The sequence below is a fragment of the Amycolatopsis sp. NPDC004368 genome (assembly GCF_053602515.1).
In genome coordinates, this window is sequence record NZ_JBSGDT010000002.1 from 273,815 (window position 1) to 297,528 (window position 23,714).

The 23,714-nt window shown below is 70.3% G+C and carries 25 protein-coding genes; 14 read left to right on the plus strand and 11 right to left on the minus strand.

Annotation, left to right across the window (positions count from 1 at the left end; genetic code table 11):
* A complete protein-coding gene (locus tag ACWEOE_RS04840; RefSeq protein WP_452004012.1) occupies nt 1-1,872 on the plus strand; it encodes a lectin in 1,872 nt (623 codons plus the stop codon).
* Nucleotides 1,873-1,892: 20 nt separating this feature from the next.
* Nucleotides 1,893-3,257, plus strand: a complete 1,365-nt coding sequence (locus tag ACWEOE_RS04845) for a ricin-type beta-trefoil lectin domain protein (RefSeq protein WP_452004015.1) — start codon at nt 1,893-1,895, stop codon at nt 3,255-3,257.
* Between the two features lie 513 nt (nt 3,258-3,770).
* On the opposite strand, the gene ACWEOE_RS04850 is transcribed toward ACWEOE_RS04845, so the two are convergent.
* Nucleotides 3,771-4,484 (minus strand): GntR family transcriptional regulator, encoded by a 714-nt coding sequence (locus ACWEOE_RS04850; protein WP_452004018.1) that lies wholly within the window; start codon nt 4,482-4,484, stop codon nt 3,771-3,773.
* Nucleotides 4,485-4,613: 129 nt separating this feature from the next.
* Between ACWEOE_RS04850 and ACWEOE_RS04855 the strand changes: the two genes are divergently transcribed.
* The 6 genes from ACWEOE_RS04855 (at nt 4,614) to ACWEOE_RS04880 (ending at nt 9,904) form a co-directional block, all read left to right on the plus strand.
* Complete coding sequence (locus ACWEOE_RS04855) at nt 4,614-5,885, plus strand: MFS transporter (RefSeq protein ID WP_452004021.1); 1,272 nt, start codon at nt 4,614-4,616, stop codon at nt 5,883-5,885.
* A 23-nt stretch (nt 5,886-5,908) separates the two neighbouring features.
* Nucleotides 5,909-6,685, plus strand: a complete 777-nt coding sequence (locus ACWEOE_RS04860; RefSeq protein ID WP_452004570.1) for a putative hydro-lyase — start codon at nt 5,909-5,911, stop codon at nt 6,683-6,685.
* Nucleotides 6,669-7,418 carry a LamB/YcsF family protein gene (locus ACWEOE_RS04865; protein WP_452004024.1) on the plus strand — a complete coding sequence of 250 codons (750 nt, stop codon included), beginning with the start codon at nt 6,669-6,671 and terminating at the stop codon, nt 7,416-7,418. The genes ACWEOE_RS04860 and ACWEOE_RS04865 overlap by 17 nt, the downstream gene beginning before the upstream one ends.
* Nucleotides 7,418-8,017 (plus strand): 5-oxoprolinase subunit B family protein, encoded by a 600-nt coding sequence (locus tag ACWEOE_RS04870; RefSeq protein ID WP_452004026.1) that lies wholly within the window; start codon nt 7,418-7,420, stop codon nt 8,015-8,017. Before ACWEOE_RS04865 ends, ACWEOE_RS04870 begins: the two co-directional genes overlap by 1 nt.
* Complete coding sequence (locus ACWEOE_RS04875) at nt 8,017-8,910, plus strand: 5-oxoprolinase subunit C family protein (protein WP_452004028.1); 894 nt, start codon at nt 8,017-8,019, stop codon at nt 8,908-8,910. The genes ACWEOE_RS04870 and ACWEOE_RS04875 overlap by 1 nt, the downstream gene beginning before the upstream one ends.
* Nucleotides 8,911-9,298: 388 nt before the next feature.
* Complete coding sequence (locus tag ACWEOE_RS04880) at nt 9,299-9,904, plus strand: helix-turn-helix domain-containing protein (protein ID WP_452004030.1); 606 nt, start codon at nt 9,299-9,301, stop codon at nt 9,902-9,904.
* On the opposite strand, the gene ACWEOE_RS04885 is transcribed toward ACWEOE_RS04880, so the two are convergent.
* The 7 genes from ACWEOE_RS04885 to ACWEOE_RS04915 all read right to left on the minus strand — a co-directional run bounded on the left by ACWEOE_RS04885 (nt 9,861) and on the right by ACWEOE_RS04915 (nt 14,992).
* Nucleotides 9,861-10,478, minus strand: coding sequence for an alpha-ketoglutarate-dependent dioxygenase AlkB family protein (locus ACWEOE_RS04885; protein WP_452004033.1), 618 nt, complete (start codon nt 10,476-10,478; stop codon nt 9,861-9,863). The genes ACWEOE_RS04880 and ACWEOE_RS04885 overlap by 44 nt on opposite strands.
* 202 nt (nt 10,479-10,680) lie before the next feature.
* Nucleotides 10,681-11,736, minus strand: a complete 1,056-nt coding sequence (locus ACWEOE_RS04890) for an alcohol dehydrogenase catalytic domain-containing protein (RefSeq protein ID WP_452004035.1) — start codon at nt 11,734-11,736, stop codon at nt 10,681-10,683.
* Nucleotides 11,721-11,912, minus strand: a complete 192-nt coding sequence (locus ACWEOE_RS04895; RefSeq protein ID WP_452004037.1) for a hypothetical protein — start codon at nt 11,910-11,912, stop codon at nt 11,721-11,723. Before ACWEOE_RS04895 ends, ACWEOE_RS04890 begins: the two co-directional genes overlap by 16 nt.
* Before the next feature lie 32 nt (nt 11,913-11,944).
* On the minus strand, nt 11,945-12,277 hold the full coding sequence (locus ACWEOE_RS04900; RefSeq protein ID WP_452004040.1) for a transcriptional regulator: 333 nt from the start codon (nt 12,275-12,277) through the stop codon (nt 11,945-11,947).
* Between the two features lie 74 nt (nt 12,278-12,351).
* A complete protein-coding gene (locus tag ACWEOE_RS04905) occupies nt 12,352-13,173 on the minus strand; it encodes an LLM class flavin-dependent oxidoreductase (RefSeq protein WP_452004043.1) in 822 nt (273 codons plus the stop codon).
* A 596-nt stretch (nt 13,174-13,769) separates the two neighbouring features.
* On the minus strand, nt 13,770-14,453 hold the full coding sequence (locus tag ACWEOE_RS04910; protein ID WP_452004046.1) for a metal-dependent transcriptional regulator: 684 nt from the start codon (nt 14,451-14,453) through the stop codon (nt 13,770-13,772).
* Nucleotides 14,454-14,551: 98 nt separating this feature from the next.
* Nucleotides 14,552-14,992, minus strand: a complete 441-nt coding sequence (locus ACWEOE_RS04915) for an N-acetyltransferase family protein (RefSeq protein WP_452004049.1) — start codon at nt 14,990-14,992, stop codon at nt 14,552-14,554.
* Nucleotides 14,993-15,036: 44 nt separating this feature from the next.
* Here ACWEOE_RS04915 and ACWEOE_RS04920 point away from each other — a divergent pair, with 44 nt between their 5' ends.
* Nucleotides 15,037-15,363, plus strand: coding sequence for a hypothetical protein (locus tag ACWEOE_RS04920; protein WP_452004052.1), 327 nt, complete (start codon nt 15,037-15,039; stop codon nt 15,361-15,363).
* A gap of 1 nt (nt 15,364) precedes the next feature.
* Here ACWEOE_RS04920 and ACWEOE_RS04925 read toward each other — a convergent pair whose 3' ends face one another.
* The gene (locus ACWEOE_RS04925) at nt 15,365-16,963 is read right to left on the minus strand and encodes an amidohydrolase (RefSeq protein ID WP_452004054.1); all 1,599 of its coding nucleotides are present in this window, start codon (nt 16,961-16,963) and stop codon (nt 15,365-15,367) included.
* Nucleotides 16,964-17,010: 47 nt separating this feature from the next.
* Here ACWEOE_RS04925 and ACWEOE_RS04930 point away from each other — a divergent pair, with 47 nt between their 5' ends.
* The 4 genes from ACWEOE_RS04930 to ACWEOE_RS04945 are packed head-to-tail and all read left to right on the plus strand — an operon-like array spanning nt 17,011 to nt 20,291.
* Nucleotides 17,011-17,754, plus strand: a complete 744-nt coding sequence (locus tag ACWEOE_RS04930; protein ID WP_452004056.1) for an enoyl-CoA hydratase/isomerase family protein — start codon at nt 17,011-17,013, stop codon at nt 17,752-17,754.
* Nucleotides 17,751-19,277, plus strand: coding sequence for an ATP-dependent acyl-CoA ligase (locus ACWEOE_RS04935; protein ID WP_452004058.1), 1,527 nt, complete (start codon nt 17,751-17,753; stop codon nt 19,275-19,277). Before ACWEOE_RS04930 ends, ACWEOE_RS04935 begins: the two co-directional genes overlap by 4 nt.
* A complete protein-coding gene (locus ACWEOE_RS04940) occupies nt 19,274-19,921 on the plus strand; it encodes a TetR/AcrR family transcriptional regulator (RefSeq protein ID WP_452004060.1) in 648 nt (215 codons plus the stop codon). The genes ACWEOE_RS04935 and ACWEOE_RS04940 overlap by 4 nt, the downstream gene beginning before the upstream one ends.
* 46 nt (nt 19,922-19,967) lie before the next feature.
* Complete coding sequence (locus tag ACWEOE_RS04945) at nt 19,968-20,291, plus strand: hypothetical protein (protein WP_452004062.1); 324 nt, start codon at nt 19,968-19,970, stop codon at nt 20,289-20,291.
* A gap of 229 nt (nt 20,292-20,520) precedes the next feature.
* Here ACWEOE_RS04945 and ACWEOE_RS04950 read toward each other — a convergent pair whose 3' ends face one another.
* Nucleotides 20,521-21,690: an acyl-CoA dehydrogenase family protein gene (locus tag ACWEOE_RS04950; protein ID WP_452004065.1), complete on the minus strand. Its 1,170-nt coding sequence runs from the start codon at nt 21,688-21,690 to the stop codon at nt 20,521-20,523.
* A gap of 141 nt (nt 21,691-21,831) precedes the next feature.
* On the opposite strand from ACWEOE_RS04950, the gene ACWEOE_RS04955 reads away from it, so the two are divergent.
* Nucleotides 21,832-22,521, plus strand: coding sequence for a 4'-phosphopantetheinyl transferase family protein (locus ACWEOE_RS04955; protein ID WP_452004068.1), 690 nt, complete (start codon nt 21,832-21,834; stop codon nt 22,519-22,521).
* 4 nt (nt 22,522-22,525) lie between these two features.
* Here the strand turns inward: ACWEOE_RS04955 and ACWEOE_RS04960 are convergent, their stop codons facing one another.
* Nucleotides 22,526-23,680: an isochorismate synthase gene (locus tag ACWEOE_RS04960; RefSeq protein ID WP_452004071.1), complete on the minus strand. Its 1,155-nt coding sequence runs from the start codon at nt 23,678-23,680 to the stop codon at nt 22,526-22,528.
* Nucleotides 23,681-23,714: the final 34 nt, after the last annotated feature.

Genomic DNA, 23,714 nt, shown 5'->3' on the forward strand with positions numbered 1-23,714 from the left:
ATGCGCAAGCGCCACCTGCTCCCCCTCCTCGGCGCGGCGGCCCTGGCATTGTCCACAATGGCCGTCCCGGCCGCACAGGCGGCCAACGAGCCCGTGAACATCTGGCTCACCACCACCAACGACGCCAAGGGCGTGAACGTGACCCAGGGCCTGCAGCAGCAGACGCCGATCGCGTTCTCGGCCGGCACCGGCAGCGGTCCGCAGACGATCAACGTCAACGAGAACACCACCTACCAGCAGTTCGAAGGCGGGGGCGCGTCGTTCACCGACAGCGCGGCCTACCTGATGAACTCCAGCAACCTGTTGCCGGCCAGTACCCGCAACCAGGTCATGCAGAAGCTGTTCGACCCGAACAACGGCATCGGCATCGGCTTCCTGCGCAACCCCATGGGCGCCTCGGACCTGGCGCGCTACAGCTACACCTACGACGACGTGCCCGCGGGCCAGACCGACCCGAGCCTGTCGCGCTTCTCCATCGCCCACGACCAGGTGGACGTGCTGCCGCTCACCAAGCAGGCCAAGCAGCTCAACCCGCAGCTGAAGGTGATGGCGTCCCCGTGGACCGCGCCGCCGTGGATGAAGGACAACGACTCCTACAACCAGGGCTGGCTCGAGTCGCAGTACTACAACACCTACGCCCAGTACTTCGTGAAGTACGTGCAGGCCTACCAGAGCGCCGGCGTGCCGATCGACTACCTGTCCGTGCAGAACGAACCGACCTGCTGCCCCGGCTACCCGTCGATGCAGTGGAACGGCTCGGGGCTGGCGTTCTTCACCAAGAACAGCCTCTTGCCGGCGTTGCACTCCGCCGGGCTGTCCAGCAAGGTGCTGGCCCTGGACTGGAACCCGGACAAGTACGACGAGATGGCGGCGCCGACCGTGGACGACGCCACCGTGCGCAACGACCCGAACTTCGGCGGCGTCGCCTGGCACGGCTACGAGGGCAACGTCTCGGAACAGTCCACAGTGCACGCCAAGTACCCGAACGTCAACGCCTACTCGACCGAGCACTCCGGCGGCACCTGGATCGGCAACCAGCAGGCCGAGGACATGAACAACATCGTGGACTACACGCGGAACTGGAGCCGCTCGGTCGTGAAGTGGAGCCTCGCGGTGGACCAGGCCCACAACCCGCACAACGGCGGCTGCGACACCTGCACCGGGCTCATCACCGTCCACAACGGAGACGGGCGCAACGGTCAGGTCGACTACACCATCGAGTACTACACGATGGGCCACCTCACCAAGTTCGTGAAGCCGGGCGCGGTGCGGATCGACTCGAACGACACCTCGGCCGTGCGCAACGTCGCCTGGAAGAACCCCGACGGGTCCAAGGCGCTCATCGCGTACAACTCCACCGGCGGCAACCAGAGCGTGCGCGTGAACTGGGGCGGGCAGTCGTTCACCTACTCGCTGCCGGGCCACACCTCGGCCACGTTCACGTGGAACGGCACGCAGTCGGGCGGTGGCACCACCACGCCGCCGACCGGGCGCACCGGCCAGATCACCGGCCTGGGCGGCAAGTGCCTCGACGTCGCCGGCGCCAACACCACCAACGGCACCGCGGTCGACCTGTACGACTGCAACGGCACCGGCGCGCAGCAGTGGACGGTCGGCAGCGACGGCACGATCCGGGCACTGGGCAAGTGCCTCGACGTCGCTTCAGCGGCCACCAACGACGGCGCCAAAGTCCAGCTGTACGACTGCAACGGCACCGGCGCACAACAGTGGTCCGCCAACGCCGGCCACGACATCGTGAACACCGCCGCCAACAAGTGCCTCGACGCCACCGGCAACTCCTCGGCCAACGGCACCCGCGCGCAGATCTGGACCTGCACCGGCGCGGCCAACCAGAAGTGGACCGCACCGTGACCCCCCGTCAGGAGTCCCCGATGAGAAAACGAACCCTCGCGGCGATCGGCGGCCTGCTCGCCGCCTCCGCCCTCACCCTGATGCCCGCCGACGCACTGGCGGCGACCGGGCAGATCACCGGCATCGGCGGCAAGTGCGTCGACGTCGCCGGCGCGAACAGCACCAACGGCACCGCCGTGCAGCTCTACGGGTGCAACGGCAGCACCGCGCAGCAGTGGAACGTCGGCAGCGACGGCACGATCCGGGCGCTGGGCAAGTGCCTCGATGTCGCAAGCGCGGCCACCAACGACGGCGCCAAGGTTCAGCTGTACGACTGCAACGGCACCGGCGCACAACAGTGGTCCGTGAGCGCGAGTCACGACGTCGTGAACACCGCCGCCAACAAGTGCCTCGACGCCACCGGCCAGAGCTCGGCCGACGGCACACGGCTGCAGATCTGGACGTGCACCGGCGCCGCCAACCAGAAGTGGACGGCGCCCTCCGGTGGTGGCGACACGACTCCGCCGCCGTCCGCCGCCGCGATGGCCGTGGCGCCGTACCTCTACAACGGCTGGGGCGCCCCGCCGAACCCGACCACGATCATGAACGCGACGGGCGTCAAGTGGTTCACGTTGGCGTTCGTGCTGTCCAACGGCTACTGCAACCCGCAGTGGGACGGTTCGCGCGCGCTCACCGGCGGCGTGGACCAGGGCACGATCAACACCGTGCGCGGCGCGGGTGGCGACGTGATCCCGTCGTTCGGCGGCTACAGCGGCAACAAGCTCGAATCGTCGTGCGGCAGTGCCGGTGAGCTCGCCTCGGCGTACCAGAAGGTGATCAACGCCTACGGCCTCAAGGCGATCGACATCGACATCGAGGCCGGCGCCTACGGCGACCCGGTGGTGCAGCAGCGCACCGTCGACGCGCTGAAGACGGTGCGCGCCAACAACGCGGGCATCAAGATCTACGTCACGTTCGGCACCGACACCAGCGGTCCGGACGCGAGCCTCGTCAACCGCGCGGCGCAGTCCGGGTTCACGGCCGACGGCTGGGTCATCATGCCGTTCGACTTCGGCGGCGCCGGCCAGAACATGGGCACGCTTACCACGCGCGCGGCCGAGGGCCTGAAGAACGTCGTCAAGAACGCCTACGGCTACACCGACGACAACGCCTACCGGCACATGGGCATCTCGTCCATGAACGGGATCACGGACCAGAACGAGGTGGTGACGGTCGCCGACTTCACCACGATCCTGGGCTACGCCAACCAGCACCACCTGGCGCGGCTCACGTTCTGGTCGGCCAACCGGGACCGGCCGTGCACGGGCGGTCCAGACGACAGCTGCTCGAAGGTTTCGCAGCAGCCGTGGGACTACACCAAGGTGTTCGCCCGGTACGCGGGCTGAGCGTCCGAAATGGATTGATCAGGGAGTTACGCAACGGCGGACCGTGATCTCCCCCCGGGGACCACGGTTCGCCGTTGCACCACCATCTCCACCATCTCCTGGCCACGTGTCCCGGATCGGGCCTGGGGGCGACCATCCCGATCCGGTTCCCACGAGAGCGACGGACCCCGCCTGGGGGTTCCGGGGCCTGCACTGCTTTCGCTTCACGTGACCTGAGGAAGACGTTATCCAGGCGCACACGATCTTGACACTCCCCAGACTGCGGACGACCCGAACGACCACCGCTGGCTGCCCGTCCGCGCGCGAGCACACTATGTAAGCAAGTGCTTCGTCCCTTTTCCCACTGAAGTAGGATCGTTTCGCAGCGCCGATACACGTCTCACGGCAAACGTTTTCCGTGGCGCAGCACACACTTTCCATTCCCAGGGCAACGATTTCCCGGCTGTGCCACGAATCCCGCGCCCTTGTCACCGTCAGTCCGGTGTGGACGAAACCGCACGGCGCGCGAAGCCGTCAGTTCGGCTGACCGGCGAGATCCGCCGAACGCTCCGAGTACGCCTCGACCAGCTGCGCTTCCGCGTCACCGAGGTAGGCCGCGAGCAGTTCTTCCGTCCGCCGGCCGTCGCCTTCGCCGAGGGGCCCGAGCAGCTCGCGGTTGCGCGGCAGGTACCGCTCGTGGAAGCGCCGCGGGTCGGCCATCACGTGGAAGACCAGCCGCAGCTCGGCCGTGAGGCCCTGCATCAGCTCGACCACGCGCTCGCTGCCGGTGAGGGCCACGAGCTCGCTGTGGAACCGGATGTTCGCCGTGCCGAGGTCCTGCCAGCGGCCGCCTTCGGCCGCCCGGTCACCCTCGGCGACCGTGGCCGCGATCTTGTCGTAGGACGCCGGCCGCTCGGTGATCCCGCGAACCGCGGCGCACTCGACGAGCTTGCGCACGCGGTAGATGTCACGCACGTCGTCGACCGTCGGCACGCGCACGAACACCCCGCGGTTGAGCTCGTGGACGAGCAGCCGCTCGTGCGTGAGCAGGCGGAACGACTCGCGCAGCGTGTTGCGCGAGACGCCGAGCGCGCTGCCGATGTCCTGCTCCGACAGCCGCACACCAGGCAGGAAGAAGCCTTCGGAGATGCGCGTGCGCAGCACTCCGGCGACGCGTTCCGCCGTGCTCGTGCGGCTCAGCAGACCGCGATCGGCTTCCAGGCCCAGCGGGCTCTCGTCGGTGACCACGTCGCCCAGCGTAGCCGGATGGTTGAGGACGATAAAATAAGAGACTTGTGGAATCGTTCAACGATCCATACGGTGACTGGCATGTGACTCAGCCCACTCTGTGACCACTCCCCACGGAGGTACTCACCCATGAACACGAACGTGACAGCAGGCACCACAAGTGCCGCCCGGCCGTTCGAGTGGTTCCGCTCCCTCGGGCCCAAGGGCAAACGAGCTTTCTTCGGCGCCTTCGGCGGCTACGGGCTCGATTCGTTCGACTACCAGACCCTGCCCTTCGGGCTGGCCGCCATCACGGCGTACTTCGGCATCTCGTCCGGCGAAGCGGGCCTGCTCGGCACGACGACGCTGGTCGTGTCCGCGATCGGCGGTGTCGGCGCCGGTGTGCTGGCCGACCGCATCGGCCGAGTACGCACGCTGCAGCTGACTATCGCGATGTACACGATCTTCACCGTGCTCTGCGGGTTCGCCCCGAACTTCGAGACGTTGCTGGTGTTCCGCGGCCTGCAAGGGCTCGGGTTCGGCGGTGAGTGGGCCGTCGGCGCCGCGCTCGTGGCCGAGTACTGCTCGGCTCGCTACCGCGGCCGCACGGTCGCGTTCGTGCAGAGCGCGTGGGCCGTGGGCTGGGGCCTGCTGGTGATCGTCTACACGGTGCTGTTCAGCGTGCTCGACGACGCGATCGCGTGGCGCGTGCTGTTCTGGGTCGGCGTGCTGCCGGCGCTGCTCGTGCTCTGGGTGCGGCGCAGTGTGTCCGACGCCGAGCACGTGACCGAACGCCGCACCAGGGCGAAGGTGAAGCCGCACGCGGCCCTGGCCGGCATCTTCCGCGGAGGCCTGCTGCGCACCACGGTGTTCGCGGCGCTGCTCGCGACCGGGGTGCAGGGCGGGTACTACACGCTGTTCACGTGGCTGCCGAACTACCTCAAGACCAGCCGCGGCCTCGACGTGGTGGGCACCGGCGGGTACTTCGCGCTGCTGATCCCCGGCGCGTTCATCGGTTACGTATGCGGCGGTTACCTCGCGGACCTGCTGGGGCGCAAGCGAACCTTCCTGCTGTTCTCCGTGCTCTCGGCGGCGCTGATCGTGCTGTTCGTGCAGCTGCCCTACGGCGCCAACGGCCTCATGCTGCTGATCAGCTTCCCCCTCGGCTTCTCGACGTCGGCGATCTTCAGCGGCTTCGGCGCCTACCTCGCGGAGCTGTACCCGACCGAGGTGCGCGCCACGGGCCAGGGCTTCACGTACAACTTCGGCCGCGCGGTGGGTGCCGCTTTCCCCGCGGTGGTCGGGTTCATGGGTGCGGGCGGCGCGATCGCGCTCGGCGCCGTCAGTTACGGCATCGCCGCGCTGGCGCTGCTCGGCCTGCCCGAGACCCGCGGCCGGGAGCTGACCGGGATCCCGTCGTGACCAGGCTCCGCGACCCCGCGGCCCTGAAACCCGCCGAGGCCCGCGCGCTCTTCCGCGCGGGCACCGAGCGCCCCACCGAGGGCTGGGCCCGCGGCTACGCGCAGGCCAACCTCGTTGCCGTGCCGCAGGATTGGGCCGAGGACATGCTGGTGTTCTGCGCACGCAACCCCAAGGCGTGCCCGGTGCTCGACGTCAGCCGGCCCGGCGACCCGGCTTCGCGGCTCGCGCCGGGCGCCGACCTGCGCACCGATCTGCCTCGCTACCGCGTGTGGCACAACGGTGTGCTGACCGGCGAGGTCACCGACGCGACGGGCCTGTGGCGCAGCGACATGGTGGCGTTCTCGATCGGCTGCACCTACACGTTCGAGGAGCCGCTGCTCGCGGCCGGCGTGCCGCTGCGCAACGTGGCGCAGGGGCGCGGGGTGGCGATGTACGTGACCGACCGGCCGTGTGAGCCGGCCGGTCGGCTGCACGGGCCGCTGGTGGTGACCATGCGGCCCATCCCGGCCGAACGGCTCGCCGACGCCGTGCGGATCACCTCGGCCACGCCGTCGATGCACGGCACGCCTGTGCACGTCGGCAATCCGGCCGGGCTGGGCATCGCGGACCTCGCGCGGCCCGACTTCGGTGACGCCGTGGATCTCGAACCCGGGGACGTGCCGGTGTTCTGGGCCTGCGGCGTCACCCCGCAGGCCGCGGTGATGGCTTCGCGGCCACCGTTCGCCATCACGCACGCGCCGGGGTACATGTTCTTGACGGACCAACTCGAGACGGGAGCAGCGCATGGATCTCAACAGTGACCTGGGCGAGGGCTTCGGCGCGTGGCGGATGGGCGACGACGAGGCCATGCTCGACATCGTGACCAGCGCCAACATCGCGTGCGGCTTCCACGCGGGCGACCCGGGCGTGATGCGGCGGGTGTGCGAGCGCGCGGCCGAACGCGGTGTGACGATCGGCGCGCACGTGGCCTACCGCGACCTCGCCGGCTTCGGCCGGCGGGCGCTGGACATCTCTGCCGAGGACCTCACGAACGACGTGCTGTACCAAATCGGCGCACTGGACGCGTTCGCGCGCGCCGCCGGCTCCTCGGTCAAATACGTGAAGGCGCACGGGGCGCTGTACAACACCGCTGCCGTGGACTCGGAGCAGGCGGCGGCACTCGTCGAGGGCGTGCGGCGGTTCGGCACCGGGCTGGCGCTGTTGTGCCCGCCGGATTCGGAGATGCTGCGCGCCGCGTCGGCGGCCGGGGTGACCGGGTATGCCGAGGCGTTCGCCGATCGTGCGTACACGCCGGAGGGCCGGCTGGTGTCGCGCAAGCTGCCGGGCGCCGTGCTGCACGACGCCGACGAGGTCGCGGCCCGCGCCACGGCCATGGCCACCAGCGGTTCGGTGATCGACGTCGAGGGCGGGAAACTCGACCTGCGCGCGGTGTCGTTGTGCGTGCACGGCGACACCCCCGGTGCGGTGGACATCGCGCGCCGCATCCGCGAGTCGCTGACGGAAGCCGGGGTCACCGTGGAGTCGTTCGTGTGATGGCCGTGTTGCCCTACGGCGGTTCCGCGGTCCTCGTGGAGACCGAGCACGTGCTCGGGTTGCAGGCTGCGCTGGAGCGCACTGCGCTCGCCGGGGTCGTGGAACTGGTTCCGGCCGCGCGGACGTTGCTGGTGCGCTTCGATCCCGCGGTGACCGACGTCGGTTCCCTTTCTCGTGCGCTGACTTCGGTGTCCACTGTGGATGTTTCTCCTGACTCTTCGACCGAGGTCACCGTGGCGGTGCGCTACGACGGCGCGGACCTCGCAGACGTCGCCGAAGCCTCGGGTTTGTCGGTGCGCGAGGTCGTGGCGCGGCACAGCGCGGCGTCGTACGTGGTGTCGTTCTGCGGGTTCGCGCCGGGCTTCGCCTACCTCGCGGGCCTGGACCCCGGCCTGCACCTGCCGCGCCGCTCGACCCCGCGCACGCGGGTGCCGGCCGGTTCGGTCGCCATCGCCGGTGAGTACTCCGCCGTCTACCCGCGCGTCTCGCCGGGTGGCTGGCACCTGGTGGGTACGACTTCGGCCCCGGTTTGGGACGTCGAGCGCACGCCGCCGCACCTGCTCACCCCCGGCACCCGCGTCCGCTTCGAGGCGGCGTGATGACCGGCAAGGCCGAGGTGCTCGCGACCGGTCCGTTCGCGACCGTGCAGGACCTCGGACGGCCCGGCCTCGCCGCCATCGGGGTCGGCCGCTCCGGGGCTGCCGACCGCGGATCGCTGCGGCTGGCCAACCGGCTGGTCGGCAACCCCGAGACACACGCGGCGCTCGAAGTGACGCTCGGCGGACTTCGGCTGCGCGTGTCGGAGGCCACGACCGTTGCCGTGACCGGTGCCGAGGTCGCCGTGCGGGCGGGGCGGCGGGCCGCGGCGCCGAACGGCCCCGCCGCGCTGCGCGCCGGCGAGGAGCTCACGCTCGGCACGGCCACCCGCGGCCTGCGGTGTTACGTCGCGATCCGCGGAGGCTTCGACGTGCTGCCGGTGCTCGGCGCGCGCGCCACCGACACCATGGGCGGGCTCGGCCCGCCGCCCCTCGTGCCCGGGATGACGCTGCCGATCGGCGCCGTCGTGGCCGGCTACCCGGTCGTCGACCTGGCGCCGCGACGCGGGCTCGCCGAAGAACCGGTGCTGCGCATCGCGCCCGGGCCGCGCCTGGACTGGTTCACCGCGACCGCACTGTCCACTTTGGTCACGTCGGACTACACCGTGACGGCCGACCTCGACCGCATCGGTGTCCGGTTCACCGGCCCGGCGCTCACCCGCGCGCGGACCGGCGAACTGCCGCCGGAAGCGGCCGTGCCGGGCGCGTTGCAGGTGCCCCCTTCGGGCGTGCCGATCCTCTTCCTCGCCGACCACCCCGTGACCGGCGGTTACCCCGTGCCGGCCGTGGTCTGCGAACCCGACCTCGACGTTGCCGCGCAGCTGCGGCCCGGACAGCGCGTGCGCTTCGCACTGCACCGCGAAGGCCGAGAGCAGGCAGAACGCCGCCAGCGGTAACTCGACCAACGCCATCGCCCATGACTGCCCGACATCCTGGCCCGCCGTTGTCACGTCGAACCAGGCGTCGACCAGCAGCAACGCCGCCGTGGCCGCGGCCGCGAGTGCGGCCCGGCGGTCGTGGCGCAGCAACCACCAGCCGCTGAGCAGCAGGCCCGCCAGCTCCAGGACATCGAGCCCGAGCCACGCCAGCTGCCAGTGTTGCGCCGCGTACGTATCGGGCAGCGTCGCGGCCAGAACCCCCAGCCACGGCAGCAAGCCCGCGCCGGCCACCGCCGGCACCCAACCCCTCCGCATGACTTCCCCCTCCGTCCGGACCAGGCTAGCTCATTGCAGAGATATTTTGCAAACTTTCTTTGCAGTCGTTCTCTGCACTACCCTCGGCGCCATGGCGGAACCACCGGAACAACGCGTCCTCACCGGCCCGGACCTCAAGGCCCTGCAGAAGGCGCTGGTCAACCCGGTGCGCCGCGACATCCTCACCTACCTGGGCAAACACGGGGAGGCGAACTCCACGACCGTGGCGAAGGCCCTCGGCGAGAGCACCGGCACCACGAGCTACCACCTGCGCAAGCTGGCGGAACAGAAGCTGATCGCCGAGGTCGAGGAGCGGTCCACCGGACGCGAACGCTGGTGGCGTTCGATGATGACGAACATCTACACCCCGCCGGGCCTCGAACTGACCGAGGACGAGCGCACGGCCGCTGACCAGATCGGCGCGCTGAAGATGAGCCACGACCTCGACATCGTGGTCCGCGCGTACGCCGGCTACGACGAAGCCGAGGGCTGGCACCAGATCTACCGCGCCGGGCTCACCCTCACCAAGGACCAGGTGGAGGCCTTCGTCGCCGATTACCGGGCGCTGCTGTGGAAGTACACGAACGAAGGCGAACCGGAACCGGGCGCGCGACAGATAGCCGTACGGCTGCTGGTGCTACCGGAAGAGAACCTCACAGACCCGACACGCGCAACGTCAGGTTCAGCCGTCCGGTGAGCCCCAGCGCCGGGTCCGCAGTGCCCGGCAGGGTCCGCGGCACGCCGTGGTAGGCCAGGCGCGACGGGCCGCCGAACACGAACAGGTCGCCGGAACGCAGTTCGAGGTCGGTGTAGGGGCGGTTGCGGTTTTCGGTGTTGCCGAAGCGGAACACGCACGTGTCGCCGAGGCTCAGGGACACCACGGGCTCGAGGGAACGCTCGTCCTTGTCCTGGTGCTGGCCCATTTTCGCGGTGGCGTCGTAGTAGTTCACGAGGGCGACGTCGGGATCGTAGGTGGTTTGGCCGTACGCATCGGCCACCGCGCGCCGGCCGAGGTCGCCCAGCCAGCTCGGGAACGGTTCCACCGGCGAGCCGTCTTCGCGCCTGCGTGAGTAGTGGTAGGGCAGCCAGTGCCAGCCGAGGCAGACCATGCGCACGGACATCACGCCGCCGCTGGGCAGTCGCGTCTGACGGTAGCCGCGCCAGCCGCGGCACGCTGCCACGAGCTCACGCTGCTGGTCGAGGTCGAGCCAGTCGGGCACGTGGACCGCGCCGGGCGCGAGCTCGGACCGGGGGCGGGGCAACAGTTCCATCGCACTTCATTGTCGCGCGGAATCGTGAGGCTGACCGCAGGAGGCGCCCGAAGGGTCCGGCCGGGCGCTCCTGCGGCGGATCCCCTCGCCAGAACCGCCATCTTGACACTCCCACATGCGAGTGTCACAGGCCAGCCTTCGATCAGCTACAAGATGGACACGTGACGCGACGATCGAGCGTCATCACGCTGTGTAAACCCTGTCAGTCGAACTCGACGACGGTCACACCGGCCCGCGCCGGGACGGGGTCGTTCATCGCGGCCAGCGCGGCCGGCACGTCGTCGAGGCCGATGCGCGTGCCGATGAGACCGGCGAGGTCGATGCCCGACTGTTCGACCACGCTCAGCAACTCCGGGTACTCGTGGGCCTGCAAGCCGTGGATGCCCACGATCTCCAGCTCACCACCGATCACGCGGTGCATCGGGATCGGCGCGACGCCCTGCGCGGGCGGCATCAGCCCCGCCTGCACGTGCCGGCCGCGTTTGCGCAGGCTGCCGACGGATGCGGCGCACGTGACCGGCGAGCCGAGGCAGTCGAGCGACACGTGTGTGCCGCCGCCGGTGAGCTCCCGAACGTGCGCCGCGACCGCTTCCGGCCCGTCGAACGCGGCGGCGTCCACACTCACCACCGCGCCCGACCGCTCGGCGAGCGCCCGCGCGGCCGGCGAAACGTCCACCGCCACGACCTTCGCGCCCGCCGCCGCGGCCAGCAGCACGGCCGAGATCCCGACGCCACCACAGCCGTAGACGGACACCCACTGGCCCGCCCGCACCCCGCCCTGCCGCAGCACCGCACGGAACGCCGTGCCGAACCGGCACCCGAGCGCGGCCGCCTCCGCCGCCGACATCCCGTCCGGCAGCGCCACGAGGTTCGCCTGCGCGTGCTCGATGGCGACGAGCTGCGCGAACGAACCCCAATGAGTGGCGCCGGGCTGGAACTCGTCGTCGCAGATCTGCTGGTCGCCGCGGGCGCACTGCGCGCAGGTCCCGCACGCGCACACGAACGGCACCGTCACCCGCGCACCGACGTCCCAGCCCCGCACCCCTTCGCCGACCGCCGCGATCCGCCCGGCCAACTCGTGCCCGGCGACGTGTGGCAGCTTCACGCCGCCGTCGTGGCCCTGCCAGGTGTGCCAATCACTGCGGCACACGCCGGTGGCATCGACCTCGATCACGACTCCACCTGGTGGCACGGACGGATCCGGCACTTCGACGACCTGGGGCAGCACCCCGAACTGCTCGATCACAACCGCACGCATGCGATCGATGCTCCCACGGCTTCGCCGAGGTGCGAGATCGCTGTGCCCTTGGCCTCGGCTCCGCCGAGGCGTGCGAGATCGCCTTTGAGCCGGCTTCTGGACCGAGCGATCGGATCGGCCTGGCGGCCGATCGCACCGCCCGATCCAGAAACCGGCGCGATCTCGCGCACGGTCAAGTTGGGGTGATGCGATCAGGAGGGCCCGCGATTTACCGGTGATAGTTGGCCCGGTTACGCGGCGGCCCCAGAAGCCTACGCAGGGAATTCGGCGGAACTCCCACGATGTCTTCAAGATTCCTTAGGGCCTGCAACGATTCCGGCCGCTCCGGGCGGCAGCGGCCCGATTGCCAGTGGCTCAATGTCGCCAGGCTCAGTGAAGTTCCCCTGGCCCGCAACCGATATCTGATTCTGTCCAGTCCCAGCCCCCTCGCCCTGATTGCCGCTCGCAGGGCATCGGCGAACGGACCGGCCTCGAGCAACCGCCCGAGATCCCGTTCCGCCGTTTCCGCCCTGTCCATCGTCGACGTTCGCTGACCGGTCATCGCACACGCTCCGAACCATGTCGCTTCCCGAAACATCGGAGCCTAGGCCGGAGTCCGCATGATCGGAAGGGTCATCACCCGCCTGCGGTGAGAGAACGAGCGATCTCCGCCAAGGGTTCCGCGTAGCCGGAATTGACCGTGACGTAGGAAATCCCCCACCGTTCCCGCCAGCGGCGAAGAGTTTCCTTTGCTGCGGACGGGTTTTCGGGCAGAACCGTGATCGCGCCGCTCGCCGCCAGCTCGGGAACATCCACTCCGGTGTACTTCGCGATGTGGGGGGCAGGCGCATTTCCGACGGCAATCAAGTTCACCGAAAGTTCGATGTCGGCGAATCGCGTGCCCGCCATTTCGCGGAAGCGCTCCACAATGGCGTCGGCTTCGGATTCCGTGGTCCGCGGCTCCCAGGAGAGCGTGACGACATCGGCCTCGCGCGCGGCGAGCGCGAGCATCTTCGGCCCGCCGCCCGACAGCAGCAGGCGCGGGCGTTCGGGCGTTTCCTTGAGGAAAGCGATCGTGTCGGCCAGGCGCGCGATGCGCTCGCCCGGCTTGGCGAAGTCGCGGCCGAGCCGCTGCGCGAAGCCGGCGGCGCCGGGCCGCCCGACGCCGAGGCCGAGCTCGAAGCGCCCGCCCGTGACGCGGTGCAGCGTGCTCACCTGCCAGCCGAGCTGGCGGGCGTCGCGGAACGGGTCGGCGAGCACGAACGTGCCCACCGTCAGCCGGCTCGTGACGGCCGCGGCGGCCGGCACGAGTGTGAGCGGGTCGGCCTCGCCGACGGGGTCGGTGGCGAGCAGGGTGTCGAGACCGAGCTCCTCGACCCGCCGGGCCTGGGCGGTCCAGGCCTTGAGGTCAGGGGCGTACCCGGCGACGATCCCGAAGCGGAACGGTTTGGTGGTCATGCCGGCCATCGTCGGCGCCAGTGGGGGTAGCGCACATCCGTTGGGGAGCGACATCGGTGCGTACGCCCGGTGGCGCAGGTCTGGGTGGCGCAGGCGCGGCTTGGCGGCTCGGCGCCAGATTCGCTCAACGCGGAACCGAAGATCACTGTTGCCTGTAGACAACTCCCGTGAGCACCGGGTTTTGTCGGTGTGCGCCGGTAGAATGGATCAAGGGCGGCCCCCTGGGAGGGTGGGCCCTGCCCCGGCCTGTCCGCGCGACCCCGCCGTACACAACCCCGCCGTACACAACCCTGCCGTACACAACCCTGCCGTGCCTCGCCCTCAGCGCGCAGCACTGTCGGCGATCGAACGGCGGAAGCCGCAGGCGCCGAAGCGCAGCCTCAGCGCCCGACGACTCGACGCTCGACAACTCAGCGTCGACACCTCAGCGAACGGCGACTCAGCGCCGACAACTCAGTACCCGACAACTCACCCGACAACTCACCCGACAACTCAGTACCCGACGACCCGGAGCCCAACGGCTCGGTCCCGACGCCCCCGTACCCCGACGACCCGGCGCCAACGACTCAGCGCCCAACAACTCAGCGCCCGACAACTCAGCGAACCGCGACCGACAACGCCTGCGCGATCTCCTTGCCGATGGCGTGCGTCGCCACGTCTGGTGGTTGGCCCACCTTCACCACCATGGGGCCGCCGAAGGGCTGGCGTTCGACGACTTCGATGCGTTCGCCGAGGGCGATGGCGTGTTCGGTGAGGTAGCGCAGCAGTTCCGGGTCCGTGTCCCACACGCGCACGATCTCCCCGACGGCGCCGGGCTGCAGGTCGTCGAGGATGTGGGTCGGGACTTCCTCCACGCTGCCGTCGGGGGCCGGGATGGGGTCGCCGTGGGGGTCGCGCAAGGGGTTGCCGAGCTTGGCGGCGATGCGTTCCACCAGGCGGTCGGACACGGCGTGCTCGAGGGCGTCGGCCTCGGCGTGGACCTCGTCCCAGGTGTAGCCGAGCTCGGAGACCAGGTAGGTCTCGATCAGCCGGTGCCGGCGCAGCACCGAGCGCGCCAGGAGCCGCCCCTCGGCGGTCAGCTCGATGCCCCGGTAGGGCACGTGGGCCACGAGCCCGAGCTGCGAGAGCTTCGTGACCATGCCCGACGCCGACGAAGGACTCACCTCGAGCCGTCCCGCCAGCGTCGCGTTGGTCACGGCCTCACCGCGCTCGACGAGCCCGTAGATCACTCGAACGTAGTCCTCGACCGACGACGACCTCCGGACGGAACCATCTTCCATACCGCATACGATACGGGCTCACCCCTCACCGCCCGGACCCCGCTCACCGGCCCGAACGTGGTTCGACTCTGAACGACTTGGTCCGGACCAGTGCACCCTCACGGCCGCCAGCGGTACCGGATCCAGCCCGGCACCGGCTCGGCACCCAGCTGCGCGTAGAACGCCTCGGCCTTCTCGTTGCCCGCCTGCATGTCCCACTCGACGCGGCCGGTGGTCCGCGCGCGCAGCTCGTCGAGCAGCTCGCGGCCCAAGCCGTGGCGGCGGTACTCCGGGCGGATGAACAGGTCGTCGAGCCAGATCCCCGGGCGCGCTTGCCACGTCGAGAAGTTCCAGCTGCAGAACGCGAAACCCGCGACCACGTCGGGCCGGCCGGGCGGCGTCGCGATGAGCACCCACGCCTTGGGCTCGGGCCCGAACAGGTGACCGCTCATCTCGGCGCGGTCGAGCTTGAGGTCGTGCTTGTCCTCGTACTCGGCGTGCTCTTCGATGAGCGCGCAGATCTCTTCGGCGTCTTCGAAGACGGCGTCGCGGACGGGCATGCGAGCAGCCCCTTTCTGTCGGTGCCGGCGGCTACGGTGCGGTCATGAGTCCGGAAGAACGGTTCGAGGACCTGATCGACGAGTTGCTGGGCGAACCCGGCGTCGAGCCACCGCGGCCCGGCCGCGGTTTCGGGTCCAGCGCGCTGCGCGTCGGCAACCGGATCTTCGCCATGCTCGTCCGCGGTTGCCTGGTGGTGAAGCTACCGAAATCCCGCGTCGACGAGCTGGTGGCCGAGGGCCACGGCGTGCGGTTCGACGCGAACAAGGGCACGCCGATGAAGGAGTGGTTCGCGCTCGCCCAGGAAGCGCCGCTCGACTGGCCCGCGCTGGCGCGCGAAGCGTGCGCGTTCGTCGGCAAAAGATCCGGGTAGCTCACGACGCCTCGTACCGCAGCTCGCCGCCCACGGCCGTGGCGAGCACGCGCAGGTTCCCACCCCCGTCCACAGCACTGTCCAAAGCGGACAGTGGATCACCCGAAAGGACCACGAAGTCGGCCAGCTTGCCGAGCTCCAGCGTGCCCAGATCGTGTTCGGCGAAGGTCGCGTACGCCGAGCCGTAGGTGTACGCGCGCAGGGCCTCCGCCGGGGTGAGCGCTTCCTCGGGCGAGAACGGCGCGCCCGACGACGTGCGGCGGTGGACCATGTCCGCGAGGCCGAGCAGCGGGGCGCCGTCCACCACAGGACGGTCGGAGCTGGCGGGCAGCACGCAGCCGGCGTCGAGCACGCTGCGCAGGCGGTAGCACCAGGGCACACGCTGCTCACCGAGGGCCGCGCGCATGCCGTCACCCAGCTCGTTCACGAAGCGGCCCTGCGGCGAAGCGATGAGCCCCAGCGAAGCCAGCCGCGCCAGCTCCGCGGGCTGCAGCACCGCGCAGTGCTCGATGCGGTGCCGGTGGTCTTCGCGCGGCGAAGCGGCCAGCGCGGCTTCGTACGCGTCGAGCACCACGGTGATCGCGCGGTCGCCGATGGCGTGCGTCGCGATCTGCCAGCCGGCGTCGTGGGCGAGGCGGATCGTGCGGGCCAGCTCGTCCTCGGGCACCTGGAAGTAGCCGCGGTTGCCCGGCTCGCCGTCGAACGGCGAATGCATCGCGCAGGTGCGCCCGACCAGCGAACCGTCGGCGAAGAGCTTCATCGGCCCCACGCGCAGCCATTCGTCGCCGAAGCCCGTGCGCAGGCCCAGGTCGAGGCCGAAACCGGCGCCGTCGGGCAGGTCGTGCAGCACGCTCGCGGCCACCATCACCGTGCTCCGCACGCGCAGCACCCCGCGTTCGCGCGCCAGCTGGTACGCGGCCAGCTCTGCGGGCGTCTCCCCGACGAGCCCGCCGCCGATCCCGGCCTCCTGCACGCTCGTGATGCCCTCGGCCAGGAACCGCACGCTCGCGCGGTCGAGGCCGCGGACCACGGCGTCGATCGGCGTCGGGTAGGTCAACGGCCGCAGCAGCAGCTGGGCCTGCTCGCGCAGCAGGCCGGTCGGCGAGCCGGCCGCGTCCAGCACCACGTCGCCGCCCACCGGCACGTGCGCCAGGTCGAGCTGGTGCAGCACCGAGGAGTTGACCACGGTCATGTGCCCCGACGTGTGCTTGAGCCGCACCAGCATCCCGGGCGCCGCGCGGTCGAGGCCGTGCCGGTCGGGGTGCGCGCCGCCGGCCAGCTTGTTCTGGTCGTAACCGCTTCCGACGACCCAGCTGCCGGCCGGCAGCTCGGCCGCCCGGCGCGCCACGGCGTCGTACACCTCCTCGACGCTGCGGCAGCCGCTCAGCGCGACGTCGTCGAGGCCCATTCCGAACCACGCCATGTGGTTGTGGGCATCGTGGAACCCGGGCACCACGTGGGCACCGCCGAGGTCCACGCGAGTACGTGCCGAAAGCCCTTCGGCGTCCTCGCCCAGCGCCACGATCCGCCCGTGCAGCACCGCCAGCGCGCTCTCCCCGGTGAGCAGCCGGGCGTTCTCGTACACCGCGTCGACCCGCATGAACCTGACCCTATCGATCGATCGATCGAACGTCTAGGCTCACGCTCATGAGCACCGTGGACCTCGCCGTCGAGGGCGGCATCGCGCACGTCCGGCTGAACCGTCCCGAGCGGCTGAACGCCGTGGCACCCGTGCTGGTGGACGACTTCCTGACCGCACTGGACGGCGTCGCGCGCAGCGACGCCCGGGTGGTTCTGCTGTCCGGCAACGGTCGCGCGTTCTGCGCCGGCCACGACCTCAAGGAACCGACCCCCGAAGGCGACTCGCGGGCCCGGCTCGACCGGCTGCAGGACGTGACCCGCAAGCTGCGTGCGCTGCCGCAGCCGGTGATCGCCGCCGTGCACGGCTACGCGATCGGCGCCGGGGCGGAGTTCGCGCTGGGCTGCGACCTGGTGCTGGCCGCCGACGACGCCGTGTTCGCGTTCCCGGAGGTCTCGCTCGGGCTGAGCGTCACGGGCGCGGCCTCGCGGCTGCTACCGCTGCTGGTCGGGCCGATGAGGGCCAAGGAGCTGCTCCTGCTCGGCGAGCGCCTCGACGGCCGGCGCGCCCACGACCTGGGCCTGGTCAACGCCGCCGTGCCCGCGGCCGAGCTCATGAACCTCGCGCTGGGCTGGGCCGAGAAGATCGCGCACCACCCGGCCGAGGCCGCCACCATGGCCAAGCGCGCGCTCGACGCCGGCATCGACCACGCCCTGGAGTCGGCGCTGGAGCTGGAAGTGAGCCACGCGCTGATCACCGAGCACTCGGCCGCGGTGCGCGAATCCACCGAGGCGTTCCGGAGCCGCGCGTGAAGCCGCAGGCAGACACCCTCGTGGCGCTGCTCGACCGCGCCGCGCGGCGCTGGCCCGAGCGCACGGCGTGGGTGTTCGACGCGACCGGCGAGCGCTTCACGTTCGCCGACGTCGACGAGCGCAGCGGCCGGTTCGCCGCCGCGCTGCACGAGGTGGGGGTGCGGCCCGGCGACCGCGTCGCGGTGATGCTGCGCAACCAGCCGGAGTTCCCGCTGCTGTGGCTCGCGCTGGCGAAGCTCGGCGCGGTGCTGGTGCCGGTGAACACCAACTACCGTGAGCTAGACGGCGCCCACGTGCTGCGTCACTCCGGCGCGCGCTTCGTGGTGGCGGCCGAGGAGTTCGTGACGCTGCTGGAGAAGATCGCGCCGGACACCGCCGTCGAACGCGTGCTGACGCCGGCCGAGCTGCCCGCCACCGATCCGCGCGCGGCCACGAACGTGGTCGCCGAGCAGCCGATGAACATCCAGTACACCTCGGGCACCACCGGCGCCCCCAAGGGCTGCGTGCTGCCGCACCGGTACTGGACCACGCTGGCGATCAGCCTGGCCACCGACTTCCCGGCCGTGGGCGAGGACGACGTGCTGCTCACCGCGCAGCCGTTCCACTACATCGATCCACAGTGGAATGTGGCGTTGGGACTCGCGGGCGGCGCCACCCTCGTGGTGCTCGACCGCTTCCACCCGAGCTCGTTCTGGACCAAGGTGCGCGAACACGGCGTCACCTGGTTCTACTGCCTCGGCCTGATGCCGACGCTGCTGCTGCGCCAACCCCCGCACGAGGACGACCGCAACCACCGCGTGCGTGCGATCTGCGCGTCGGCCATCCCGCGTGAGCTGCACGCCGAGCTGGAACGGCGGTGGGGCACGCCGTGGTACGAGGCGTTCGGCATGACCGAGACCGGCGGCGACATCCGCGTGCCGGAAGAAGACCACGACGTCGCGGTGGGCACCGGCTGCATCGGCCGGCCCAGCCGCGACCGCGAGGTGATGATCGCCGACGAGCACGGGAAACCCCTGCCGCGCGGGGAAACCGGCGAGCTGCTCATCCGCGGCATCGGCCTGATGCACGGCTACCACGACGACCCGGACGCGACCGCGCGCGCGTTCGCCGGCGGCTGGTTCCACACCGGCGACCTCGCGAGCATGGACGACCAGGGCCGGGTGTTCTTCGTGGGCCGCACCAAGGACATGATCCGGCGCAGCGGCGAGAACATCTCGGCCGACGAAGTGGAGCGCGCGCTGCTGCTGCACCCCGCCGTGCGCCTCGCGGCCGTGCTCGCGGTGCCCGACGAGCTGCGCGGCGAAGAGGTCAAGGCCTACGTCGTGTGCGAAACCGAGGTGGCACCCGAGGAGCTCGCCGAGTTCTGCGCCGAGAAGCTGGCCTACTTCAAGGTGCCGCGCTTCTGGGCCTTCGCCGACGAGCTCCCGCTCACCCCTTCGGAACGCGTCGCGAAGGGCGAGCTGCGCAAGACGACGAACCTGCGCGCGGGCGCATGGGACCGGACCACCGGGACGTGGCTGTGAGCAGCGGTGAACGCGTGCGCGCGGCAGCCGTCAAACTGTTCGCCGCCAAGGGTTTCCACGGCACCGGCATCCGTGATCTCGCGAGTGAGGCCGAGCTGTCGTCGGCGAGTCTGTACCACTACATGGGCACCAAGGAGGACCTGCTCGTCGAGATCATGACCACGGCGCTGCGGCGCCTGCTCGACGCCGCGGACCAGGCCACCGCCGGGATGGCCGATCCGGTGGCCCGGCTGCGTTCGCTGGTGGCGCTGCACGTGCTCGCGCACGCCGCCCGGCCGGCCGAAACCCGCGTGGTGGACAACGAAGTCGGCGCGCTCTCGGATGCCGCGCGTACGCGGGTGGTCGCTCTGCGGGACGAATACGAGGCCCGGTGGGCGAGCGCGATCGCCGACGGCGTCGCGGCGGGCGTGTTCCACACCGCACACCCGGCCGTGACCCGCCTGGCGCTGCTGGACATGTGCAGCGGGGTGGCCCGCTGGTACTCACCACTCGGGCCGGCGCCGCTCGAAGGCCTGGCCACGCACTACGCGGAGCTGGTGCTCGGCGCGCTCGGACACCCGGTCGCCGTAGCCGTTCCGGATCTGCGACAGTGCCTGAAAGTCGTCGCCCAGGTGTGGGACATGCCTGTTCAGCCGGGGTTTTAGGCCCCTACGCCTTGCTGATTGGGCGAACGTGGGGGACGCTCGAAGGGTGACTGAGCAAACGATCCACCTGGAATTGGACGACTCGGGTCTCGCACCTAGCCTGCCCGCTCCAGCAAATCCCCGCGACCAGGTACAGGATGTGCCTTACCGCCCGGTCGAGTTCCGTGACGACGATCTGCCGACCGCACTCGAACGCTGTGCCGGGTGGCTTCGTCAAGCTCAGGAGTGGCTCGGTGAACCGCTCGACATCCTGGCGATTCACCTGGACTACGACGATCGGCAGGGCTCGCCCTATTACGACGTGAAGGTGCTCTGCAACGAAGAGGACCTCGCCGGCGTCCCCATCGCACTCCGCAACAGCAACAAGTGACTTTCTGAGAACACCGTTCACCGAATGAAGGCCTCGTGGCCGAACACAGCGTCCGGCCACGAGGCCTTCACGGTTTCCTCCCGTCGCAGCGGCTCAGCGCTTCAGTGACTCAGCGCTTCAGTGACTCAGCGGTTCAGTGACTCAGCGGTTCAGTGACTCAGCGGTTCAGTGACTCAGCGGTTCAGTGACTCAGCGGTTCAGTGGCCCAGTGGTTCATTGACCCCGTGGCTCAGCCGAGCGCGCCGCCGACCTTCACGTGGCCCTTGAGGAGATTGCGCGCGATGGTGCGGCGCTGGATCTCGTCGGTGCCCTCGTAGATGCGCAGCAGGCGCAGCTCGCGGTACCAGCGCTCCACCGGCAGCTCGCGGGTGTAACCCATGCCACCGTGGATCTGCAGCACGCGGTCGACGATCTCGTTGGCCTTCTGGCCGCCGTAGAGCTTCGCCATCGACTGCGCGTGGCGTGAGTCCATCTTCTGGTCCACCTGCCACGCGGCGTGCAGCACGAGCCAGCGCAGCGCTTCGAGCTCCACCCCGGAGTCGGCGATCATCCACTGGATCGCCTGACGCTCGGCGATCTTCTGCCCGAACGTCTCGCGCGTGTTGGCGTGCTCGATGGCCATGGAGATCAGCCGCTCGCACGAACCGATCGCGCGGGCCGGCAGCAGGTAGCGGCCCTGGCCGATCCACTGCATCGCCAACTCGAACCCGCGGCCCGCCTCGCCGAGGATCTGCGAAGAGGGCACCCGCACGTCCTGGAACACCAGCGCCGCCGGGCCCCACTCGCCCATCGTGTCGATGTACTCGGACTTCCAGCCCATCTCACGGTCGACGAGGAAACAGGTGACGCCCCCGTTGGCACCCTTCTCGGGGTCGGTGATGGCGAAGACCATCACGAAGTCGGCTTCGTTGCCGCCGGTGATGAAGGTCTTCTCGCCGTTGATGACCCAGTCGGAGCCGTCCTTGCGCGCGGTGGTGCGGATGGCCTTCGCGTCGGACCCGGCGCCCGGCTCGGTGATCGCGAAGCACGACTTGCGCTCGCCGGAGATCGTCGGCAGCAGGTAGGTCTGCTTCTGCTCCTCGTTGGCGTGGAACAGGATGTTGTCCGCGGCGCCGCCGAAGCGGAACGGCACGAAGGTGCGGCCCAGCTCGGCCTCCAGCAGCGCGGCCATCACGGCCGAGAGCCCCATGCCGCCGTACTCCTCGGGCGTGAGCACACCCCAGAAGCCGGATTCCTTGGCCTTGAGCTGCAGTTCCTTCAGCTCCTCGGCCGTGACCCCCGGCTGACCGGCGCGCTCGCGGCGGAGCACCTCCTGCTCCCGCGGCACGAGCTCACGCTGGACGAACGTGCGCACCCAGTCGCGCACTTCGCGTTCTTCGGTGCTCAGGGTGAAATCCATCGAGACTCCCGTCCTCCTCGCTAAGCGCTTGCTTAGTCGCCAGGGTACCGCTACTTCCCGGAGTCCCCCTAGTCCCTGGGTGGTCGGCGTGACAACCCGTCCCGGCGCCGGGAAGATCGGAGGGGACGAGGAGGGTGCCAGGTGACGCAGATCGTGGTCCGGTGGTCGGAACCGCTCGAGGCGGAGGATCGGTTCCTCCGCCTGCTCGACGAGCTCGAGCGCGGCCGTTACGACGCCTACCGGCTGGAGCTGGACAAGCGCCGCTTCCTGACCGGCCGCGTGCTCGCCAAGACACTCACGGCTTCGCGACTCGGCGTGCCGGTTGAGTCCGTGACCTTCGACGCCACCTGCGAGGACTGCGGCAAGCCCCACGGCCGCCCGCGCGTGCCCGGTTCGGACCTCACGCTGTCCATCTCGCACTCGGGCTCGCTGATCGGCCTCGCCGCGACCGACGGCGTGGCGGTGGGCCTGGACGTCGAAACGTCGTCGCGCAAAGCCGACAAGTCGCTGGTCGAGTACGCCTTGAGCCCCGCGGAGCAGGAGGCGGTGGCCGGTCTTTCCGACGCCGAGCGCTCCGCGGCGTTCTTCGTCTACTGGACCCGCAAGGAGGCCGTGATGAAGGCCACCGGCAAGGGCCTGAAGATCCCGCTGCAGAGCATCACGTTCTCCCGCTTCGACGCCCCCGCCGAGCTCGTCTCCTCGGGTGACCCGGCCCTGGACCCCGCCCGCACGCGCCTGGCGGACCTCAAAGCGGCCGAGGGCCACCGCGCGGCCGTCGCGGCGCTGACCACCGAACCGCTCGAGGTCACCGAGGAGCACTGGCTCCCCTGACGAGTCAGTCGAGGCCCATGGCACCCAGGAGGGTGCGGAACTTCGCGATCGTCTCGTCGAACTCGGCCTGCGGGTCCGAGGCCGGGACGATGCCGCCGCCGGCGTAGAGGCGCATGGAGGTGTCCGCGATCTCCGCGCAGCGGATGGCGACGGCCCACTCGCCGTCGCCGTGGGCGTCGACCCAGCCGACGGTGCCTGCGTAGTAGCCGCGGTCGAAGGGTTCGAGTTCCTGGACCAGCGAACGGGCCGGAGCGGTCGGCGTGCCGCAGATGGCGGGCGTCGGGTGCAGCGCCGCGGCGAGGTCCAGGGCGGTGACCTCGCGGTCGACGAGCTCACCGGTGATGGCGGTGCGCAGGTGCCAGATGGCGGGCGTCGACACGAGCTCGGGGGCGGCGGGCACGTCGAGCTTGCGGCAGAACGGCCGCAAGGCCTCCACGACGTAGTCGATCACCACGGCGTGCTCTTCCTGGTCCTTCGCGGACGCCAGGAGGGCCTCGCCGTTGGCGCGGTCGACCTCGGGGTCGGCCGAGCGCGGCATGGACCCCGCGTGCGGGGTCGTGAACACGGAGTCGCCGGCGCGGGAGAGCAGCAGCTCGGGCGTGGCGCCCACGAGGGTGCGCCCGCCGGGCAGCTCGGCGGCGTAGGTGAAGTGGCGCGGGTTGCCGCGGGCCAGGTTGCGCACGATCTTCGCGACCGGCACCGCTGAAGCGAACTCGAGCTCCAGCGCCCGCGCGAGCACGGCTTTGCGCAGGCCGCGGTCGCGCAGGGCCGCGACGGCGGCCCGCACGTTGGCCTTGTGGCCCTCCTCCGACGGCACCTCACGGGTGGCCGTCGGCGCGGGCAGGTCCTCCGGACCGGACACCGCGGCCGGCTCGCCCTCGGCCTGCGCCCGGTGCACGGTGCGCGGCAGGACGAGATGACCCGGTGTGGTCGTGTCCGGGCCGGTGTCGAAGGGCAGCGCCCCGACCGCGAGCGGCACGCCCGAGCTGGTCAGCTCGTCGGCCACGGTCCTGGCCAGCCGCCGTGGGTCGGTATCGGTCACGGCGGCGACCGAACCCTGGGCGAGGAGTGCTCGCCGGGCCGTCGCGAACAGGAAGTCGCCACGCTGGTAGCGGACGGTTGTCTCGACCGGGGTCGCCGGTGCGGTACTGGTCGTCACCGGACCAGCGTCCCAGGATCCGGGAGCTCCGCGG

Excerpts from the sequence above, each read along its gene's own strand:
- ACWEOE_RS04840 (WP_452004012.1), top strand. The coding sequence starts at position 1 with ATGCGCAAGCGCCACCTGCTCCCCCTCCTCGGCGCGGCGGCCCTGGCA.
- ACWEOE_RS04845 (WP_452004015.1), top strand. The coding sequence starts at position 1,893 with ATGAGAAAACGAACCCTCGCGGCGATCGGCGGCCTGCTCGCCGCCTCC.
- ACWEOE_RS04855 (WP_452004021.1), top strand. The coding sequence starts at position 4,614 with ATGAACACGAACGTGACAGCAGGCACCACAAGTGCCGCCCGGCCGTTC.
- ACWEOE_RS04865 (WP_452004024.1), top strand. The coding sequence starts at position 6,669 with ATGGATCTCAACAGTGACCTGGGCGAGGGCTTCGGCGCGTGGCGGATG.
- ACWEOE_RS04870 (WP_452004026.1), top strand. The coding sequence starts at position 7,418 with ATGGCCGTGTTGCCCTACGGCGGTTCCGCGGTCCTCGTGGAGACCGAG.
- ACWEOE_RS04875 (WP_452004028.1), top strand. The coding sequence starts at position 8,017 with ATGACCGGCAAGGCCGAGGTGCTCGCGACCGGTCCGTTCGCGACCGTG.
- ACWEOE_RS04880 (WP_452004030.1), top strand. The coding sequence starts at position 9,299 with ATGGCGGAACCACCGGAACAACGCGTCCTCACCGGCCCGGACCTCAAG.
- ACWEOE_RS04885 (WP_452004033.1), bottom strand. The coding sequence starts at position 10,478 with ATGGAACTGTTGCCCCGCCCCCGGTCCGAGCTCGCGCCCGGCGCGGTC.
- ACWEOE_RS04890 (WP_452004035.1), bottom strand. The coding sequence starts at position 11,736 with ATGCGTGCGGTTGTGATCGAGCAGTTCGGGGTGCTGCCCCAGGTCGTC.
- ACWEOE_RS04900 (WP_452004040.1), bottom strand. The coding sequence starts at position 12,277 with ATGACCGGTCAGCGAACGTCGACGATGGACAGGGCGGAAACGGCGGAA.
- ACWEOE_RS04905 (WP_452004043.1), bottom strand. The coding sequence starts at position 13,173 with ATGACCACCAAACCGTTCCGCTTCGGGATCGTCGCCGGGTACGCCCCT.
- ACWEOE_RS04910 (WP_452004046.1), bottom strand. The coding sequence starts at position 14,453 with ATGGAAGATGGTTCCGTCCGGAGGTCGTCGTCGGTCGAGGACTACGTT.
- ACWEOE_RS04915 (WP_452004049.1), bottom strand. The coding sequence starts at position 14,992 with ATGCCCGTCCGCGACGCCGTCTTCGAAGACGCCGAAGAGATCTGCGCG.
- ACWEOE_RS04920 (WP_452004052.1), top strand. The coding sequence starts at position 15,037 with ATGAGTCCGGAAGAACGGTTCGAGGACCTGATCGACGAGTTGCTGGGC.
- ACWEOE_RS04925 (WP_452004054.1), bottom strand. The coding sequence starts at position 16,963 with ATGCGGGTCGACGCGGTGTACGAGAACGCCCGGCTGCTCACCGGGGAG.
- ACWEOE_RS04930 (WP_452004056.1), top strand. The coding sequence starts at position 17,011 with ATGAGCACCGTGGACCTCGCCGTCGAGGGCGGCATCGCGCACGTCCGG.
- ACWEOE_RS04950 (WP_452004065.1), bottom strand. The coding sequence starts at position 21,690 with ATGGATTTCACCCTGAGCACCGAAGAACGCGAAGTGCGCGACTGGGTG.